This window comes from Salinibacillus xinjiangensis, assembly GCF_009649735.1.
GTDB classification, from domain to species: domain Bacteria; phylum Bacillota; class Bacilli; order Bacillales; family Alkalibacillaceae; genus Salinibacillus; species Salinibacillus xinjiangensis.
Window position 1 is genome coordinate 454,925 of the sequence record NZ_WJNH01000002.1, and the last position, 18,906, is coordinate 473,830.

The following is an 18,906-nucleotide window of genomic DNA, read 5'->3' on the forward strand; positions in this document are numbered from 1 at the left end:
ACTCTCTTCCATAAGAAGAGAGTCTAATATTCCGAATTATTCTCTTCTTATCTTTCAAGCTAAATGCTTGATGGATTTGGCACAGTATTCCTGTTTACACACAAGAACCTGCTGCCGAGGATTCATTGGGCCATTTCCCTCCACCTCTCAGGATAAGAATATTTATTTTGTTATTAATGTGATAATAAGGGAAAACTTACAAGCTGTCAAGAAACCTACGCAAAAGTCAGTCAAATTAACCAAAAAAGCTTTTAAAGGATTGTACCGTTGCTTCTCGATTGATGGCTGCAATGGAGGTCGTTAATGGAATCCCTTTTGGACAGGATTGTACACAGTTTTGCGAATTGCCACACCATTCTAATCCACCCTCACCCATGAAGGATTCTAATCGTTCTTCTTTATTCATTTCTCCAGTTGGGTGGACATTTTTTAACCTGACTTGTGAATATACGAAGGGACCCAAGAAGTCACTTTTTTCATTTACATTTGGACACGCCTCCAAACAAACACCACAGGTAAAACACTTAGAAAGCTCATAAGCCCATTGTCGTGTGTTCTCTGCCATACGTGGTCCAGGTCCTATATCATAGGTTCCATCGATTGGAATCCACGCCTTCACTCTCTTTAAGGCATCAAACATGCGATCACGGTCAAGGAATAAATCTCGAATGACAGGGAAGGTCGTCATAGGTGCGAGACGAATGGGTTGCTGTAATTGATCTACAAGCGTCGAGCAGGCCTGCCTAGGTTTTCCGTTAATCACCATCGAACAAGCCCCACACACCTCTTCTAGACAGTTCATGTCCCATTGCACAGGTGTTGTCTTCTTCCCTTTTTTGGTGACTGGATTTTTACGAATTTCCATTAAAACAGTAATGATATTCATGTTGGTGCGGTGAGGGATCGAGAACTCTTCATCATAGGGCTCTGAGTCTGGCCGATCCTGTCTCGTTATGATAACATCCAATGTTTTCATTTCCATCCTCCTCGTCATGCAGTCATTAGTAAAATACTTCCATTCCGTTCAACCTGTATATCTAATGGCTCTATATCCTCTCGTTTCCATTCAGCGTAAAGTAGATCTAACTGTTTATCACTCGTTACAAAGGCGATGCCGCAATCTCCACCACCCGCACCAGATGATTTGCCGCTACCTCCCAGACGTTCTGCTACTTCAGCTAGTGCTTTCAATTTTGGTGTTTCTATTAGTATACCCGCTTGTTTTCCTAAATTTACAAGTGCTTCACGATTTTTTGCCAGAGAAGAAATAGAGTTCTCTATATTACTAGCTTCGAGGCTATGAACGAGCCCTGTCACTGCCTCGCAACTATTTTGCAAAAAATTTTTATATTCATCAGGGTGATCGTTTTGCCATGTTTTAATTTGTTGAATCATTGGTCCTGTTGAAATGACGTCACCTGTCCAGCCTACTGCTAAAATGATTTGGGATGGTTGCTTTAGCGGTTGGATGAACAGATGTGGCCATGGTTCTTGGATAAGCGGAAGGATGGAGTTTTTTTCCCTTCGTTCATTCAGCAGCCAGCCTGCCTGAAAAGCCGAATAATGTATCCATCCCCCATAGGTAGAAGCGGCAACATCAGCACCGGAACCACTCCCCTGTGACTGTACGTGGGCGATTGCAGCTAATTTAAAAATAAGTTCTCGTGTTGGTTCCAGTTGATAAAAGTGAAGCATTGCCGTTACGACGGATACTACAACAGCTGCACTAGAGCCTAAACCATATTTTTTTCCCGAGGAATCATCAAGCCCACTGCTAATGGATAAACGAAACGGCCGACCCTCCATCGACATCTCCGTCATATACTCCCCCACTACTTCCATCGCGTTTCGTATAAAAGTCAGCCGTGGGTCGTCACTAGAAAACGTAATAGGAAACGAATCACGCCAGGTAATGGATTCGAGTCCCAAATCAGGAAGACGAAGCTGGTTGAGTTTACTTTCCTGAATCTGAGCCGTGACATAACGATTTACCGCAACAACTACGCACTCTTGTCCCGGTTCCAAAACAGCATATTCCCCAGCAATCATTAATTTTCCTGGCACTTTCACAGTGTAGCCGTTTTCCGTCATCCTACTCCCTCCTTTCAACACTCAATATCCTATATCCATCCTCATCGTAGACTCCGGCAAATAGGTAATCCCAGGACCAGGGTGGCAGCTGTAAATATCTTCTACTTCCGACATGTGCAGGAGCGCTGCTCGAACTCTTTCTTCGTCATTCGGCATACAAAGAACCTTGACATTTGGACCCGCATCAATCGTAAAGTAGGCGGATATCCCTTCTTCCCTTAACTCCTGAATTCTTTCCATAACAGCAAGCGTTCCACTTTGCCAATAAGTAAATGGGGGCGTGGCACCGAGCATGGTAGCATGCATTTTAAGAGCATTGGCTTCAGACACCTTACCTAACTGATCAAAGTCGTGATTCCGTATCGCCTCTTTAGCTGAATAGATGTCATGTTCAACCGTATCTAACCAGCCTGAATAAAACGGTGAGGTTTCGACAGTTCGTTTCATCCCTTCCCGACTGGACACTTTTTTGCATTTAGATTCTAGGAGGACAGATAAAATGGTCAGTCCCCATTCTTTCTCACCAAGAATCTGCTTAGCATAGGAGTCTGACCCATCCTCTCGTTCACCCTTCTGCCATTCCACGTACCCACCAAAAATAGAGCGTGTTGCTGATCCTGACCCTCGACGCGCTAGCATCGAAAGCTCCTTGCCACCTAATTCTAACCCTAATGCCTTAGTTGAGGCAGCAGCCACCGCGGCATATCCAGAAGCAGATGAAGCAAATCCTGCAGCCGTAGGGACTTTGTTAGTCGAGTTAATGATTGCATGCTCCTGAACACCTGCATAATTCCGAATGATATCCAGGAACCTAGTCATCTTAGCTAATTCCTGTTCGTTGACTAGTTCGCCATTTAACATAAAAATATCCTTAGATAAATCCTTGCAAAACTGAACACCTGTTGTCGTATAAAAGCGGTCTAACGTAATGGATAGACTACTATTCATCGGCAAAAATAAGGCTTCGTCACGCTTACCCCAATATTTAATTAAAGCAATATTTGTATGTGCCTGTGCCACGGCTTTCATAAAAATACCTCCCCACTTCTCCAAACTTATTCTGAGCTTAGCGTACATGCCCATGTTTGCTGTGCTCCTACGTCAAGTAACGCCTGTGACAGCTCTTCTGCATGATTCTGATTATGAGCTAGGGCTAAAATACAACCTCCGCGACCCCCGCCAGTTAATTTAGCACCGAGTGCCCCTGCTTGTTGGGCCGCCTTAACGAGTTGATCCAATCCTTCATCACTGACTCCAATGTTCACCAGTTCTTCATGAGCAGCATTTAACAGCCGACCTAGCTCCATCGATTGGTCCCCAGCAAGATTTTCACGAGCTTTTATTGTCAATGCTCCAAGCCTTTCAATGGATGCTTTCGTGCCCGTGTTTTTAGACAAATAGCTTTTTCGAACAGCCGTCACTGCTGACCACGTATCTCCAACCCGACCTGTATCCGCAACTAGTAAATGCAGTGGTTGGGCTAAATGAATAGGTACGACTTCCTCCCCTTTTTCAAACCAAATCGGTTTCGTGCTTGATACACATGCCATATCAATCCCACTTGGATTCCCATGTGCATAGGTTTCCGCAACATGCACAAGAGACATTAAGGTTTGTCGAGAAAGTTTCTGCTCAAAATATGAAAATAGACTACGGACAATAGCAACCGCTATGGCGGCACTAGATCCTAATCCACGACCAATGGGTATGTTCGATACCAGTCGAATATGTAGCTCCTTCGTGGGAGCTTGTAGCTTGTCTAACGTTTCAAAAATACACATGCCAATACCCTTTAATTGATTAGGAAGATTGGATATAGGGCCTGTAAAGAATTCACTGGTTAAATAGATGCCATTATTACCATTTTCCACTGTAGATGTGACATTAAGTAGTGGAAAGGGAAGCGCAATTGCGGGCTGACCATAGACGACAGCATGCTCACCAATTAATATTAATTTACTATGGGCACTTCCTACTCCCTGCCTTTGAGGAGGTGGCATCATGTTCATCCCTCACTTTTTCACAAAAATAAATTATTTACAATCCATGGTGCAGCATATAACGTCATAAATTGAACCCCGTAGTGTACACCTAAACGATGTAAAAAGCCTGCAACGAGTCCAATTAACAGCACACCACCAATGTTTAACCAGCCTGCATCCATATAGGCTAACATTAAAACAAGAGCAAAAAGCAAACCAAGCATTGCCTCATGGGGCACTTTCCTGAAAACAAATTTACAAATCGGCAACGCATATTTCACCGTAACAAAATAAGTAATCAATAGGGCCACAGCAGCTCCGATCAAGGTTGCCCACACAAAATCTGCAGTCGATAATATATGGTGAAGATTATGCTCTAATGAATAGACAGGCGGCGCATTGAACAGGGCGTTAGCCGGACCTATGGCGGTTGGAGATAGGGGAATTCCAAGGGCTATAAGTGGAATTAATGTTCCCCCAATATAAGCAGCATTGGTTAACGCATCCATGGAAGAAATAGCACGGGATGCCCTTTTCACTGGATCTTTAACCCCACTTGAAACCGTTTCTCCTAATAAAATCGTCATCCCCACTGGACTTAAGAAAAAAGTAATCGTACCTACAAACGATGTCAGCGAACTAATCCCCACTTCCATTTTCGTTAAAATTTTAAATGGGTTAGGAAAGCCTTTTTGCTGTGCTGACTTTTTTAGGAAAATTTCTTTTTTACCATACCTTGGCAAGCTTACCCTTTTATCATGATTTAACAATTCAAATAATGTTAATATAACAGGTCCAATCGTAATTCCTAAGAAAAATGAGATAAAAACATTGGTATCCTCAGGCACGATCCCAACGCCCCAATAGAGATGGCGTAACCCTTGAATTAATAAGGCCAAAGGGATAATAGAAACCAAGGCAATCCATCTATTTTTCGACATGAGCGCCAAAAAGATAGCTCCAATGAAAAAAATAGGATCTGCAAATGCTTTGATTTCATCAGCAAGTGGGGCAAGTGCATTCGCTAATAATAAGCTCACCGGCACTCCTATAAGCGTTCCAATGACGGAACCAGATGCCATTTTTCGAATACTAAGATCAGGCATTCCATGCTTTTTGAGAACTAAAGCATGCTCAACCATTGGCGCCGACATAACCCCACCAGGAATACCTGCAATCGCGACAGGTATGGAATCGGTAAGCTTTTTTGCGATAATAGCAGAAATGAAAAAGGTTAAAATAACAATTGGTTCAAAACCGGCTAGTACAAGGACTAATGTCACCGGGGCCAGTACTGCCGTTTCATCCGTACCCGGAGCCACGCCGATGATTGTATATAAGGTCGCCGCAATCACGGCAGCGAGCACCATTTGTAAAACTAACATTGGGTCCATCATACATCTTCGCCCTCAACTTCATTAAAGATTCGTTTTGGTTTGATTAAAATGCTTGCGATTATAAAGCCAAGAAGAGCGCCTGTAAGTCCATAAAATAACGGCTGTGAGGATTCATCAGGAGCGATAAAATATCCACCTAGTGTTGTGACACTACAGATCACAATGGAGAGTACTAATTCCTTAATGTATACTAGGTCCTCCCATACCTCGACATTTCGGTTTTCTTCTCGATTATTTTGCGGATGATTCATGGTATTAACCTCCTTACCAATAGGAGCAGTCTACTTCTCACCTTCATCATAAACGAACCTCTCTGAAAATTCGTTGATACAAATCAAAAATGTATCATTACCTTTAGGTTGCGAAAGTGAATGGGTTTGTATGCGAGTTGTTTTAGAGTTGTGGAGGGTTTTAAATAGTGGATGAAAGACAGTAGCAGCCGGAAATCCAAGCCAAGTGTCGGTCATAAAGCCTATCAAGGCCATCTCATGTCTGAAATCCTATTAAAACGTCGTTCACACAGCTGCTCAAGGACAAAATGAGTCCATTACCTAGTTGGCTTGTCCATCAGTCTTTAAATGATAATGCCAGTTTATTACTCCATAGGATCAACTTCAAACAAATGATACTTTTTTACCTATTTTTTGTATCAGTTCGAATTCTTATGGTATAATATACATAGAATTAGAATAATATGAAAAAGACCACAGCGAGCACTGTGGTCTATAGGATAAGCGGTTCCCCCAGGGGGGTTCGGCTACTCATAGTGAATAGACCTCACCCTAATAACTTTGTCGGGCTAATAGGGGGGTCTATTTTTCATGTCGATCGTGTTTGATTAACGTCACAATCAACGTGAGCAATCCGATAAGAAAGGTGCCAAATGCGAACAACACCATAAGCGTCTCAAATATGCTCAGAGGCATCACCCCCTTTCATCGGGGTTGAGCCGACCCACCCTAAAAGAACGTTATCCTTATTTTATTATACCATAAAAGGTTGGACAAGAACAAATGTTCGTTTGTGCAGCATGGTCGGGCGTTGATGATATGTCGCGAGAATTTGGCGTGGGGGGCCGTGGCGTGGATGCTGAAGATTGTGTCGAGGATGCTGAAGTTTATGGTGATTCTGCTAAAGATTATAAAATTATGATGAAGTTTTGAATAAATGCTGAAGTTAGGCTCCCACTCGCTAAAGAATGGAATGAACCTGCTGAAATATAGAAGGGTTATGCTGAAGTGAGAACGGGAAATGCTGAACCGCTTTCATTAGCGCCATCCATTAATGTTTTTAAGATAGAGCGAGTTTTTTCTAATGTGCGTGCCTTTAAATAAGCTCCAAATAGAAATAAAAATGTAACAGCTGCCGATTTCTCTATCTAATCTTGCTCGATAAAACAGGATAGCCTAATTTTTCGACGATTTCTCCTAAATCCTCTGCAGTTACCGCAGATTCATCAAAGTTTACTAGAATTAAAGAGTACCTTTGCCTCCTGAACAGCTGACTGCTTGCTTAAGGCTCCTTCTATTTTTTTAATGCATGACGGACGAGTTAATTCTTCTAATTGAATTTTCACTGTCTTTCATATTTGATCTATCCTTTTCTTTTTCTATCTTGATTTTAAGGGGAGATGGGAGAAAGTTCTTTGACATGCATCAATAGAAACATAAAAATTGGGCTATACCTAAATGAATTAGGTATAGCCCTATCATGTGATTATCGAAACCAAACCGCATTCTCATCCATATGTACAAACGGAATATCAGTATCAATCTCACCTTTAATTCGGTCTTGCTCAATATTTTTGCCATCCAGCCATGCCGCAAAATCAAACTCGACTGGTTCTTGATCTCCTCCCAGCACAAACCAACCCTTCATTTCTTGCGGAAAGTAGGCTGAGGTATGAATGGTACCTGCCCAGCTTTTGTAATCATTAGAAAATACACCTTTATCCGAATCATTCATGAAACGAAAAGCATCATAAGCCTCTGAAAACATAGCTTGATGCTTTTGTATATTTTCCATTCTGCGATAGGAATCAACAAGATGATTGCGGTTTTCTTTTTTCATGATTTCAAAATGATTGGTGCAAACATTGGACTGTCTTACTTCCACACCACGTGGTGATGCCTCGACAACATAGGTTTCACCGCTTTGGTCATATACGATATAGCTAAAGGAATGGCGATGGGGAATCTCCTTCAGCATCTCAACGGCTTCCTCAACATTGGCACAGGTCTCTAAAATGATTCGGCCAATCATACAACAAATAAACCCATCACCAGGCTTTTTTCGGTGCATAAAATTGTAGCCAAGGACAAGCCCCTTCTCGTTCATTCCATCTGACCTTCCCGTGATCCGTTGAGAGGGGCCCATGATGGCATAGCCTCGATCTGTTGGTTGATATAAAACATAACGTCCTTCATAGGTTTTCGGATGATAATCATAGTTTCGAATAAAATAATTGTCCCCGGTCACAATCGAACAGCCTGATTTGACATATTTGACCCGATATCCACCAAACTCTTTTAATACCCGGTCCACCGGCCAATCTAGTGCATCCCTTAGTCCCTCAAGCTCATCCCAAATGCCAGGGGCAAATTTGGTTATGACCTCTTTGGTTTCTTGTACGTTAATAAAGAAACGAGGCTTTCTCACCTTCCATTGTCGTTCTCGGTTTTTTAGAATCAATGAGTTTTTCAACTCTTCTCCTTGCTTATAGCCAAAATCATAATGAGTACCACGGAACTGCAAGATATCACTATGTACTGATTTCATGATTGATCCCTCTTTTGCTGAAATAATGGTATTTATAATGTTAACTGAATTAATTGTGAAAAGAAAGATTAAAAAAGCCCGCCCACCACAAATGGTAGACAGGCATCTTATGTATCTCTTTATCTCTCAAAAAATTCTTTTGCCTTCTGGAGATATGGGATATCTTCATCAAGCATGTCGTCCTCGTGATAGATGGCATCCACTGGGCATACCGCTTCGCAGGCTCCACAGTCAATACAAATATCAGGATCGATATAGAATTGATCTTTACCTTCTTCTATACAGTCAACCGGGCAAACGTCCACACATTCCCCAGCCTTTTCGTCCTTACATGGTGCTGTTATCACAAAAGCCATTCCATTCACTCCCTATCTATGAAGTTATCTAATCTTGACGTATCCATACCGTTTAAAAATATCACTGAACTTGACTCATATCAACTATGATGCCTATTTTCTTTTTGGAAAAACGGTAATCATTTTCCCAATTAACACATAAAGGATGATGATAGGAATTACGTTCACAAGCCCATTCGTACCCACATTGTGCTTTAAAAGTGTATATAGAATTAATGGTATGGTCAGTGCAAACGTTGTCATTTTCCAAAGCTGCTGATAAATAAGCTTTCGATTGAATATCATTTTGAGAAGATAGGAACCCAACGCTAAAAGCGAAATTCCGGCTACAGACAAAAAAATGATCAAAAATGGATACATAACCACTAATTGCAGGATATACATGCTTCGCGGGATATCGGTGTTTCCCTCAAAATGAATCACTGACTGAATGACATCAGGTAAAAATAACAGAAACAATAGAATGACGATATACGTAATCGTATTACGCATACTCACTCGATTTAGTCGAAATAATGCTTCTTTCTTAGGTAACAAAAAGCTATTTTTTAAAGAAACGAAAAATTCCACTTCTGGCCCCTCCCAACAAGGCGATCAACTCTATTTTACCTATAAATAAGGTGCCTGTCACTGAACAGGCACCTCAATTTGTTATTTCCGTTGAAAAAGTCGCTTAAGACCTTGCTTTGGTGTAGGAAAAGCGTTCATTTCGGTATACTCGGAATAAGCGTTTTTCCCTTTCTTTTTGGATTCGTATAACGCTTGGTCTGCCTCCTTCATAAGGGCATCTCTCGTTTTATCCGTTGATGAATAATAGGATATCCCAATACTAGTTGTAATTGAAAGCTTACGGTCACCTATGGTCATGGGTTCATCCATTTTATTTAGTATACGCTGAGCAATGCTTCTCGCATCGCCTTTCTCCTCAAGCTCAGGTAACACAATCTGGAATTCATCTCCACCCATCCTCGACACTGTATCCGTATTCCGTACACAGCCCCTGATCCGCTCAGCAAACTCCTTTAAAACCTCATCCCCAACATCATGGCCATACATGTCATTCAGACTCTTAAAGTCATCACAATCTAAAATAAATAATCCGGTTATATTCCCTTTACGATTGGATAGATTCATAGCAATTTCAACCTGTTGTTCAAAAAAGGTTCGGTTAGGTAGACCTGTTAGTTCATCAAATAAAGCCATCGTCGCCAACTCTTGTTCTTTTTCTTTACGCTCGGTAATATCACGGGATACGATAACAACTTGTTCAACTTCTCCCTTAGCGTTTACGACAGGTCCAGCCTTTGCATGGACCCAAATAAATTCACCATTTTTGTTTAATCGACGATAATCAATTTCGCGTGCTTCCTTTGACTCCATAATTTGTGTGAAAAAGTTTTCAACTGCAGCCATATCCTCTAAGTGAACAAAAGAAAGAAAGGATTTGCCGAGAAAGAAGCTTGGTTCAATATCGAGAATTTGTTTATGTGAAGGTGAAGCATACTCAATCTTCCCATTTTTATCGATGATCCTAATAAGGTCATTAGAATTTTCGACAATGAGACGATAACGATTTTCGGCCTCTGTCAATTGGTCTCGAAGCTTTTCTATGTTTGCTACATCCTTATAAACGGCAATTCCACCCTTCATCTCGCCATCTTCCATAATCGGTGCGTAGGAGGATAACACACGGATAGTTTTCCTCTGCTTTGTCTTATGCTCTGATTGGTGAGCTTCGATGACTTCTCCCTGTTTTAATCGCCTTAAAATGGATTCGAATTCTTCCTGTTCTTTTGGAGTAAGTATGCTTGCGTTTGGGTCTGATTGCAATTCTTCCATCGTCCATCCAAACATGTTAATGAAACTAGGATTTACCGTTAAGTAATCTCCGTTTTCATCAAAGGAAAAGACGGCATCGGCAACGTGATGAAAAAGTTGTTCAAGCTCCTCCTTCGTTCGTCTTAGCTCCTTTTCTCTTTGCTTCCTCTCTGTAATATCACTAGTCACAGCAATAATATGCTCACAGTTCCCCTCATCATCAAAGATGGGAGTTACCTTAGATTCAACCCAAAATTTTTTGTCCGTATCTTCAGGAAAAGCAAGCCTACTCTCATAGATTAAACTGTCTTTTGTTTCAATCGCTTCTTGGTATTTTTCTACAATGGTTTTAGCTGATGAAGACGGCATTAAGTCTTCTACTTTTTTACCACTATAATTTGTTGGATAGTGAAGAAGTTCAATTGCCTTTTGGTTCACTGTCACATAACGAAAGGAACCATCATCCTCAACCGAAATTAAAAACACCATATCCGAAATACTATTAAAAATTAAATCTAAATGTTTAATATTCCTAAGTTTTTCAAACATCTCAAGACTCCCCAATTATTAATGTTTATCTTTTACACTACTGTTAGTGAAGTACCAGTCGGTCGTTTTCATTTAGATGTGCTTTAATTTGAAACTGATTTGACTTTAAGGTATGTTGCACATTGCCTATTTTCAAGACCGTACCTTCCCACGCTTCCCCGATGATTATTTTTTGATCATGGGGAACTGAAATGACGGTTTTCGCCCCACTTTCAGATCCCACTTCATTGACGTTGACCCCGAGACGACCGTAAACCTCTCCCCCACGAACCATTCCTGCCACCTTTAGCTCTCCTCCAGCATGGATTTTCGTTTGAACACTGCCATGTCCAATAATATGAATATCCCCACTGCAGTAAAGGACGCTGTTCGATACATCTGAGATCGTAATGTAGGAATGAGGCTCCATTGGTAATTGTGACAGTTGATGTAATTGGTTCATTTTATCTGCTAACGCTGTCAGTTTTTCCATCGTTACGACCTGGTTAGATAGAGAAAGAAATATTTGATTTAGAGAAACAGATATGAAAGACCAATTTTCATGACCTAGGTATTTTTCACCCTTTGCCACAACTGCTTGATATTTTCTAGCTAATGGTAGGAAACTTTTAAACTTCTTCTCCAATAAAAGGCTAATGATCGGCTGTAGCCCATATATGGATAAATCCTGTGTGTAGCTTCCCTCATTGATTTGCTTAATCATGTTTACCATTTTTTCTAATTGTTCTTGTAAAATTCCTAGTAAATGACCTAATTCGGCTATAAAGATATTATTTTTGCCAGCAGCTAATTTAGCTCCCACTACATTCCCTCTAGCTACGATTGAGTGAGAGGTATTAACTGTTGCTTGTTTAATGGATTTGTGAACATAAATATCGCCGCCAGCCTCGACGTACATATGGTCATTGACGGCCCCTACAATTTCCACATCACCGTTAAAGCGAATATTTCCAGAGGTTAAATCGACATTTCCGTGATGAATAATTTTTGGTATGATCTCCGCTTTTATCCGCTGTCCTCTTTGCTCTATCGAAGGCCGCCCCGACTCTGTGGCGACTAATTTACCGTCCACTTCTACTACTCCACGTCCTAACAGCAATTGGATAGGAAATGTACGCTTAGGCGCGATTGGCTCATTCGTGACTGTAATACCTGGTTTTTCAGTAGTTGGAGGATGGACGTGAGCGATGATTCTCCCTTTTTCAACTGTAGGAATAAAGGTCGTTTCTCTAAAATCCACTCTTCCCGATTCATCCTCTACTAAGCCATTTCTTGTATCTATATCTACCTTTATTTCTAGCCAGCCATGATTGCCCTGCTCTACTTGTTTACCTTTAGCGATTACGTATTTACCCTTTGTGGTCGTTTGTAAAGCATTAATAATTTCTCCGTGAACAATTCCATATGTGACATGTAGATCCTTTAATTTTCCTACTACTTGTTCATATGTTAGGGTGTTATGAACTTCCTGTGTCTCTTCTAGGGTGAGGGAAATATGCTCAGCAGGCTCTACGTCTTTCACTTTACGTTTCATTAAATAGCCTGGTTCAACTTCTAAGACAGCTTCCACTTTATCTTGATCAAGGGTAATTTTCCAATTGGTTTCTTGCTCTAAACTATTCTCCTCTATTTTAACCTGTAGCTGGTCCTTTTCCGAAATAATTGTACTGTTATCTTTTACCACCTGCTGATTTTTCATTAACTGTATACCAGTCCCAATGGAAACCGTTGAATAATGAGAGTTAGAATCTCGAACAAAAATTTGATTGTTTTTTACCCATGCCTTGCCATTTAAGTTCGGGTCCGTGGAGTCCTGCTGTCCTAAGGGAAGGATTGTAGAGTTACTTTTTGTAGGCTTTCTTTTTAATTTCACAACTGCTTGCCTTCTTCCTAACCCCACAAATCCATTCGATTCTTCCTGCAAAACCTCAATTTTCACTTCACTTCGTGGAACCTGTAAAGATTTCAAACCCAAATGGATTGCTTCATCCCTTATTTTTCCCTTTAAAAACATTACTTGGCATAATTCTTCCCCCTAGAATGAGACATCAATTAATATTTTTGTACCTTTGAATAAATGTTTAGGAGTCGGTCAAGTTCTTGGCTGATGGCAACAATTTTTTCTCCTGTTAAATGATCGGTTTTATATAAGGAATAGAGTTCCTTCCGTTTATCCTCTATACACTTCTTTATTTTCCATTGTGTAAGGTCTGATATTTTCATGGTCCTATTCCACCTTCCTAGTAGAATGATTTAATAGGAAACCGTTCCTATTTTTTGAGTTGAATGACTGAAATCGTAGGACGCTTATATTTACAATACATTTGTCCATTGGAATAGATAGGATATAGCAATACATATCTCGTTAATTTTTTCATGAATGGATCCTGTCTTGTATCGGCATAAAACACGCTTACCCATCTTGAATTTCTGTCTAAGGTGTTAAGTCGATGAATATTTACTAGAGTATGAATGAGGGCTAAAGCCTCCTCATAATCCTCCAATTGTAATGGGTATATCATCTAGTCCTCTCCTTTACTAATGTGTAGCTATTTGTTCATTTTCAATTATTTGTCTTATCTGGTTTGTCTGTAACGGTTTATAAAAGTAGTAACCTTGAAACAAATGGCATCCCTTTTCTTTTAAAAAGGTATACTGAAGTTCTGTTTCTACTCCCTCAGCCACTACATCCATGTTTAACGTCCCAGCTAGTGATATGATGGTTGAAAGAATCGCTTTGGCTTTTCCATCTTCTGGATTTAAATTCATCACAAATGATTTATCTATTTTCAGGCGATCAACCGGTAATTGATGGAGATATTGTAAGGAAGAATATCCAGTCCCAAAATCATCTACAGCAATACTCAGACCTAAATCCTTCAATTGGTGGAGCTTCTTAATGCTATCTTCTATATCAAATACATTTAGGTTCTCAGTGATTTCGATTTGTAGACAACTCGGATGCAATTTTGTCTCTGTAAGTACTTTTTTAATAGTGGAAATAAACTGACCATCTGTTAATTGCGCTGGTGAAATGTTAATATGTAAGCTCATCGTTGGATAGTCTTCTTGAATGGTCTTGGTAAAATGGCATGCTTCCTGTAAAATCCATTTCCCTAGCTCAAAGATCAGATCATTTTCTTCAGCCATCTTTATAATCTGTTCAGGTGATATAAAATGATACCTAGGATGTTTCCATCGTAGAAGCGCTTCAATAGCCACCATTTCTTCGTTACTATTAAGAATAGGTTGATAGACTAAATACAATTCCTCAGCCTTCATGGCACTGCGTAAATCATTGATTAGCTTTTGATCCTCGCCCATACGATATAAATACATAAACTCACCACTTCCGTCCGTTGTTTGATTTGATGAGTTTATTTTGCCTGATATTGGTTGTCTTTCCTATCACCCATCGTTCTTATGTTTTGCTATTTTTGGATAATAGGAGTAGATTCCTATAGGCAAAAAAAGAACCTATCCTTTTAAATGAAGGATAGGTTCTTTACCTATTTAACAAGTGTTTCTCTGTTTGTTGCGCTATGTTGGTAGACTTTCGCAATCGCTTGTGCACGGTCGGTTACATTAAGTTTATGGAAGATATTTGTTACATGGTTTTTCACGGTATGGTCACTTATAAATAACTCGGAAGCAATCTCTTTATTACTATATCCTTGAATCACTAGATTTAGGACTTCCTTTTCCCGCTTCGAAATTGAAATATCCTTTGGAATCGAATCGATTAAATTTTTTCTTCCTTCCTGTGACGAGCTAGAAAGCTCAATCGTCACTTCTAGGGCATCCTGTTTCGAAACATACATTTTAAATTCAGATTTCCATTGATTTTGAACTGCACGTATGGAATCTAGCTTCTTTACATCTCGATTTGACTTTATGTAGGACCAAACGAGATATAAGAACTGACTCTCTTCACGGAACTTTGCATCATCTAGCTCCGGATTAGCCTCTAAACTTTGAAGTCGTTTAAATTCGTGAATAAATCCTAATGTAGGATGCCTAGTGAGAACCTCATGTAGGATTGTTTCCTCAATGCTCTTTAACTTAGCGGCATCTATAACCGGCTGTAGTTCATTGTAAGAATAGCCCTTCCAGATGAGGAAATCCTTGAGCAATTGCTGTTCCTCTTGAATAGAAGCAAATTCAACCGGTTGATGCTGAGAAATACTTAAATAAAGTGATTGAATCACTTTATCCGTTTTATCAGCCTCCTCGGTATTTTTGGAAATAATCACTCCTGTAGCCATGGCTAAATTGGATAAGAAATGGCTAATCTCATCCCATTTTTCAAACCCTTCAGCACCAATAGCTAAGCACCCTAAGACCTCATCCTGATAATGAATCGGAATGATGAATGCCTGATCTTCTCGATGTGAAGGCTTAATAAGGGTTGGGCTTAATTGTTTGGATTGCCCATCAGAATGAAAATACCTTTGAGCAAGCTCCGAACCCATTTGTTGAATCTCATCTCCATGTAATCCCCTAGAGATTACTGTTGCTTGGCTCTTACCATGGTTAGGCTTAAGGATGACAAAGGAAAAAGGAGTATTCGTTAGATTAATACTGATATCAACAAGTACAAATAAAACACGCTTTACATCCTTCATCGTCGTCATCAACTGTAAAATATCGTTGAAGGTAGAAATCTGCAAATCATATTGATTTAATTTCCCTTCTAAATGCTGCTTTTGTAAGTGTATAGTTACAAGTTGAGCAAGCCACTCACCAAAGCTTTGAAATTCATTCTGTTTGATTTCCCGCTCAAAGCTACCAGCGAATAGAACTCCAATTGTATGATCATCATGAATTAATGGATAAGCAACGATACTAACTGGCTTAAGACCATTCGCCATAAAAAAAGCAACTCTAGGGTCTTTAGATACATCCTTCCAAAGCTTCCCTTTACCTAAAGCTACAACTTCTCCTAAGAATCCTTCACCCGTTGAAAACTTCTTATTTTCAATCGAAACTTCATCAGGTCCACAAAAGAACTGAATTGAAAAATAATCGGTTTTCGTTCGTTCTGCTACGCCAATAAAACCTAGTTTCCCTTTCTCTTTTACCCGTCTTAAAAGGGTCGTCATTGATAAATGCTTGGTTGCTACATCTTTAAGCGTTTCTTGTATCAAAGAAGAGGAATGAATAGAATCATTTGTATCAGCTTCAAAATGCTTCGCAATCATCTGGCAAAGTGAGCCAATCCGCTCAAGCATTTGATTTTTTTCCTCATCCGTTACCTCAGGAACTTCATCAATAACCGATTTTAAGTCTTTGGATGGATCATTTTGCTCAAAAACTTGATGGATAAACTTTCTAGTACCCTCGTCAATGACGAAGCTTGTCCAAAGATAATATTTTTGACTGGTATTAACCGCAATAGGTGCGACAAAGGTTTTGATTCCAGGTTGAAAATCATAAATAATCGGACTTGAAATATTATGAAACTGCCCAATAATCCGTTTTCGCTCTTCAACTAGATCTTTTTGATCCAACAGGAAATCTACAAACCTAGAATCTCCGGAACGTCTAGTAACTTCCTCTCCCTGTTCATTCGATATCACAATCTGAATCCCTAGGAAGTTGGAAAAAGCATCTTGTAAAGTCTGAAGGTTTTTTTCCTTCTTTTCCATTAAACCTCAACCCCATGAACCAGCTCTGGCTGATTATAGTGATAAATGGCGGTAGCCCCTTTTCCGATTACTTCAACAATATTTAAGGACACAAGATGCTCCAGTATTTTTTCTAAATCTTCAGCCTTCCTTCCTAATCGAACAGAAAGGCCGTCCACAGTTTCATACGCGTATGGGTTGTTTTCAAAATATAATGTACATTCTAACTGTAAGGGTAACATCGCTTGAGGACCATTCATGTTTCATTCCTCCTAAACTAACCGAATGAACGGCTTTTCATCAATTTTTTCAACAAGCAGTGGTTCGGAAATAGTACCATTCGGCGTTTTAGTAATTTGTAAAAACTGATAATTTCCGTCTACCCAAGTACGTATCACACCATTACTAGATCGCTCCACAAAACCAGACGTTTCCTCACCTAACTCTTTAAAGTTGGTAAAGACTAGCGTGCTCACACCTAACGAACTAATTTTGGCTACTTCAACCCCGAAATACAGCTTCACAAATTCGCTACCCCTTTGTGAGGCAATCGTATTTAAATCATAATAAACAAACCATTTTTCACCGTTTGCAACGCCCTGCTCGATCATTGAGAAAATCTGTTCATTCATGACACGTCGATATTGCTCATTATCTAAATCAGATACATTGATGATTGCGTCTTTGTATTCTTTAGGTACATTACGGCGATAATGCTCAACGAAGGTAATGTTGCCTTCTTTTACAATTTGGGCTAAATCCAAGTCATATTTTTTGAAGTTCGATTCTAGTTCTGAAATAGTGGTTAGGCTAGAAAGGAAAATTAATAGTTTTTGACCTGCTTTAATTCGCCCCGACTTAATAGCAGTTACAATATACCTGTAATTGGATTTGCTGTTTGTATCAATGGTAAAGGTAGCTCCATCATGAATCCCTCCACCAAGGATTCGATCCATCGCTGGTATAGCAGTTGGGACAGTGTCTACAGGTGCTGTAATCACTTCATCCTCCACCATCGAAAGGGCAGGAATGAGGTAAATTCCTTCATCTGTAATTCGATATAGGTGTTCGCCCTCTTGTATTCTACTTCCGCGCATTTTGGTCACTTCCAAGGTTCGCTTTCGGTAGTTTTTGGAGTAAGGCTTTAAGGTAAGGGTAATGACACCATCCACTAGATAATTAATGAAAGAAACGTTTTCCTCTTCCACAGATGTCATTTCCTTTAGTAGAATTGAAGTTAATTGATACTTACGTAAGGTATTCCGGAATGAGTAAATCACCTTTCTCTGTTCCTCAATCGATGCGTAGGAATATTGAAATAAACTAATGCTGTCGACCACAATTCGTTTGCATCCGATTTCATGGATAAGGTGCTCAAACAGACCATCTGGTTTCATCATTTGATCCATAAGAACCTCAGGAGATAATGTAATGACGCGAAGTTTATTTTCCTCTTCAAGCTTACGAATATCCCATCCAAATGCTTTCATATCCTTATATATTTGATCAGGGAACTCTTCAAATGTGATATAAATACCAGGCTCGTCATGCTGAACAGCCCCCTGATATAAAAACTGCATTCCTAAGAGTGTTTTCCCAGTTCCCGGAAAACCCTCTACTATAACTGTATTCCCTCTAGGTATGCCACCATATAAAACCCGGTCTAACCCATTAACACCTGTATTCACAACATTGTTGTTCATAGTGGGCCTCCTAACTCATGTGCAAAATCATAGTTAACTAGATTATATACTAGAAATGGAAGAAAGTATATCTTTTAAAAATTCAGGTTTCATGCCTCCCATTGCCAAAATTATGTATTTTTGTTACAATATAATTCCAATATTCAGACTCTTTATTGCTTCTTTTTTCTTCTAACATACATCTGTTTCTGAGCTTGTACAACCATCCACAACAAGTGATTAGTTTTATTTTCATTTCATAAATATTAAATAGGCAATTATTCGGAAGGAGTGAGTTTATTTGAAAAGAATTTTATTCAATGAACTGGAAGAACCGTGTAAAAAATGTGAGGGAAAGGGTTACGTTGAGAACTTCTCCAATTACTTCCAAGAGATATTAGAGGATCTAGAATTACGATACCCGACCTATGAACAGGCCATGGCCATTGCCCGAGATAAATTTGGTGAAGAAATCTCTGAAGAAATTTGTCCTGAATGTAATGGAAACAAGGTCGTTCCAAACCAGAATGGTCAAGTACTTATATCGAACAAGGATCTAATTGTTGAGTTTTTGCAAAAACAGAATTTGATTTAATCTCTTTATGTAAAGAGGAGGTAAACTGGGC

General features: G+C 39.7%; 19 protein-coding genes and 1 riboswitch. Of the genes, 1 reads left to right on the forward strand and 18 read right to left on the reverse strand.

The features are described 5' to 3' along the window. Window positions 1-44 precede the first annotated feature (44 nt). A riboswitch (SAM riboswitch) is annotated at window positions 45-159 on the reverse strand. Between the two features lie 76 nt (window positions 160-235). The 18 genes from sdhB to GH754_RS05110 all read right to left on the reverse strand — a co-directional run bounded on the left by sdhB (window position 236) and on the right by GH754_RS05110 (window position 18,301). Continuing rightward, window positions 236-982, reverse strand: a complete 747-nt coding sequence (gene sdhB, locus GH754_RS05025; RefSeq protein WP_153727619.1) for a succinate dehydrogenase iron-sulfur subunit — start codon at window positions 980-982, stop codon at window positions 236-238. A gap of 8 nt (window positions 983-990) precedes the next feature. Then, window positions 991-2,091 (reverse strand): phosphomevalonate kinase, encoded by a 1,101-nt coding sequence (locus GH754_RS05030; RefSeq protein WP_153727620.1) that lies wholly within the window; start codon window positions 2,089-2,091, stop codon window positions 991-993. A 21-nt stretch (window positions 2,092-2,112) separates the two neighbouring features. Then, the gene (gene mvaD, locus GH754_RS05035; RefSeq protein WP_153727621.1) at window positions 2,113-3,120 is read right to left on the reverse strand and encodes a diphosphomevalonate decarboxylase; all 1,008 of its coding nucleotides are present in this window, start codon (window positions 3,118-3,120) and stop codon (window positions 2,113-2,115) included. 26 nt (window positions 3,121-3,146) lie between these two features. Further along, entirely contained in the window at window positions 3,147-4,094 is a 948-nt protein-coding gene (mvk, locus tag GH754_RS05040) for a mevalonate kinase (RefSeq protein WP_153727622.1), read from the reverse strand. A gap of 17 nt (window positions 4,095-4,111) precedes the next feature. Beyond that, window positions 4,112-5,467 carry a tripartite tricarboxylate transporter permease gene (locus tag GH754_RS05045; RefSeq protein WP_153727727.1) on the reverse strand — a complete coding sequence of 452 codons (1,356 nt, stop codon included), beginning with the start codon at window positions 5,465-5,467 and terminating at the stop codon, window positions 4,112-4,114. Then, window positions 5,467-5,721, reverse strand: a complete 255-nt coding sequence (locus GH754_RS05050; RefSeq protein ID WP_153727623.1) for a hypothetical protein — start codon at window positions 5,719-5,721, stop codon at window positions 5,467-5,469. Before GH754_RS05050 ends, GH754_RS05045 begins: the two co-directional genes overlap by 1 nt. Before the next feature lie 561 nt (window positions 5,722-6,282). After that, window positions 6,283-6,396, reverse strand: a complete 114-nt coding sequence (locus tag GH754_RS05055) for a putative holin-like toxin (protein WP_228550131.1) — start codon at window positions 6,394-6,396, stop codon at window positions 6,283-6,285. Window positions 6,397-7,186: 790 nt separating this feature from the next. Continuing rightward, the gene (locus GH754_RS05060; RefSeq protein WP_153727624.1) at window positions 7,187-8,248 is read right to left on the reverse strand and encodes a C45 family autoproteolytic acyltransferase/hydolase; all 1,062 of its coding nucleotides are present in this window, start codon (window positions 8,246-8,248) and stop codon (window positions 7,187-7,189) included. Between the two features lie 119 nt (window positions 8,249-8,367). Further along, window positions 8,368-8,604: an indolepyruvate ferredoxin oxidoreductase subunit alpha gene (locus GH754_RS05065; RefSeq protein WP_153727625.1), complete on the reverse strand. Its 237-nt coding sequence runs from the start codon at window positions 8,602-8,604 to the stop codon at window positions 8,368-8,370. Between the two features lie 93 nt (window positions 8,605-8,697). Further along, window positions 8,698-9,174: a DUF1189 family protein gene (locus tag GH754_RS19920; protein WP_153727626.1), complete on the reverse strand. Its 477-nt coding sequence runs from the start codon at window positions 9,172-9,174 to the stop codon at window positions 8,698-8,700. An 81-nt stretch (window positions 9,175-9,255) separates the two neighbouring features. Further along, window positions 9,256-10,971, reverse strand: coding sequence for a sensor domain-containing protein (locus GH754_RS05075; protein ID WP_153727627.1), 1,716 nt, complete (start codon window positions 10,969-10,971; stop codon window positions 9,256-9,258). A 43-nt stretch (window positions 10,972-11,014) separates the two neighbouring features. Continuing rightward, window positions 11,015-12,985, reverse strand: coding sequence for a flagellar assembly protein A (locus GH754_RS05080; RefSeq protein ID WP_153727628.1), 1,971 nt, complete (start codon window positions 12,983-12,985; stop codon window positions 11,015-11,017). A 38-nt stretch (window positions 12,986-13,023) separates the two neighbouring features. Next, window positions 13,024-13,194, reverse strand: a complete 171-nt coding sequence (locus GH754_RS05085) for an aspartyl-phosphate phosphatase Spo0E family protein (protein WP_153727629.1) — start codon at window positions 13,192-13,194, stop codon at window positions 13,024-13,026. A gap of 47 nt (window positions 13,195-13,241) precedes the next feature. Beyond that, window positions 13,242-13,493: a hypothetical protein gene (locus GH754_RS05090; protein WP_153727630.1), complete on the reverse strand. Its 252-nt coding sequence runs from the start codon at window positions 13,491-13,493 to the stop codon at window positions 13,242-13,244. Between the two features lie 16 nt (window positions 13,494-13,509). Then, entirely contained in the window at window positions 13,510-14,310 is an 801-nt protein-coding gene (locus GH754_RS05095; protein WP_153727631.1) for a putative bifunctional diguanylate cyclase/phosphodiesterase, read from the reverse strand. A gap of 170 nt (window positions 14,311-14,480) precedes the next feature. After that, window positions 14,481-16,619, reverse strand: coding sequence for a LuxR C-terminal-related transcriptional regulator (locus GH754_RS05100; protein ID WP_153727632.1), 2,139 nt, complete (start codon window positions 16,617-16,619; stop codon window positions 14,481-14,483). Further along, entirely contained in the window at window positions 16,619-16,858 is a 240-nt protein-coding gene (locus GH754_RS05105; protein ID WP_228550132.1) for a hypothetical protein, read from the reverse strand. The genes GH754_RS05100 and GH754_RS05105 overlap by 1 nt, the downstream gene beginning before the upstream one ends. Before the next feature lie 12 nt (window positions 16,859-16,870). Further along, entirely contained in the window at window positions 16,871-18,301 is a 1,431-nt protein-coding gene (locus tag GH754_RS05110) for an ATPase domain-containing protein (protein WP_153727633.1), read from the reverse strand. 280 nt (window positions 18,302-18,581) lie between these two features. On the opposite strand from GH754_RS05110, the gene GH754_RS05115 reads away from it, so the two are divergent. Further along, window positions 18,582-18,875 (forward strand): hypothetical protein, encoded by a 294-nt coding sequence (locus tag GH754_RS05115; RefSeq protein ID WP_153727634.1) that lies wholly within the window; start codon window positions 18,582-18,584, stop codon window positions 18,873-18,875. The last annotated feature ends 31 nt before the right edge of the window (window positions 18,876-18,906 follow it).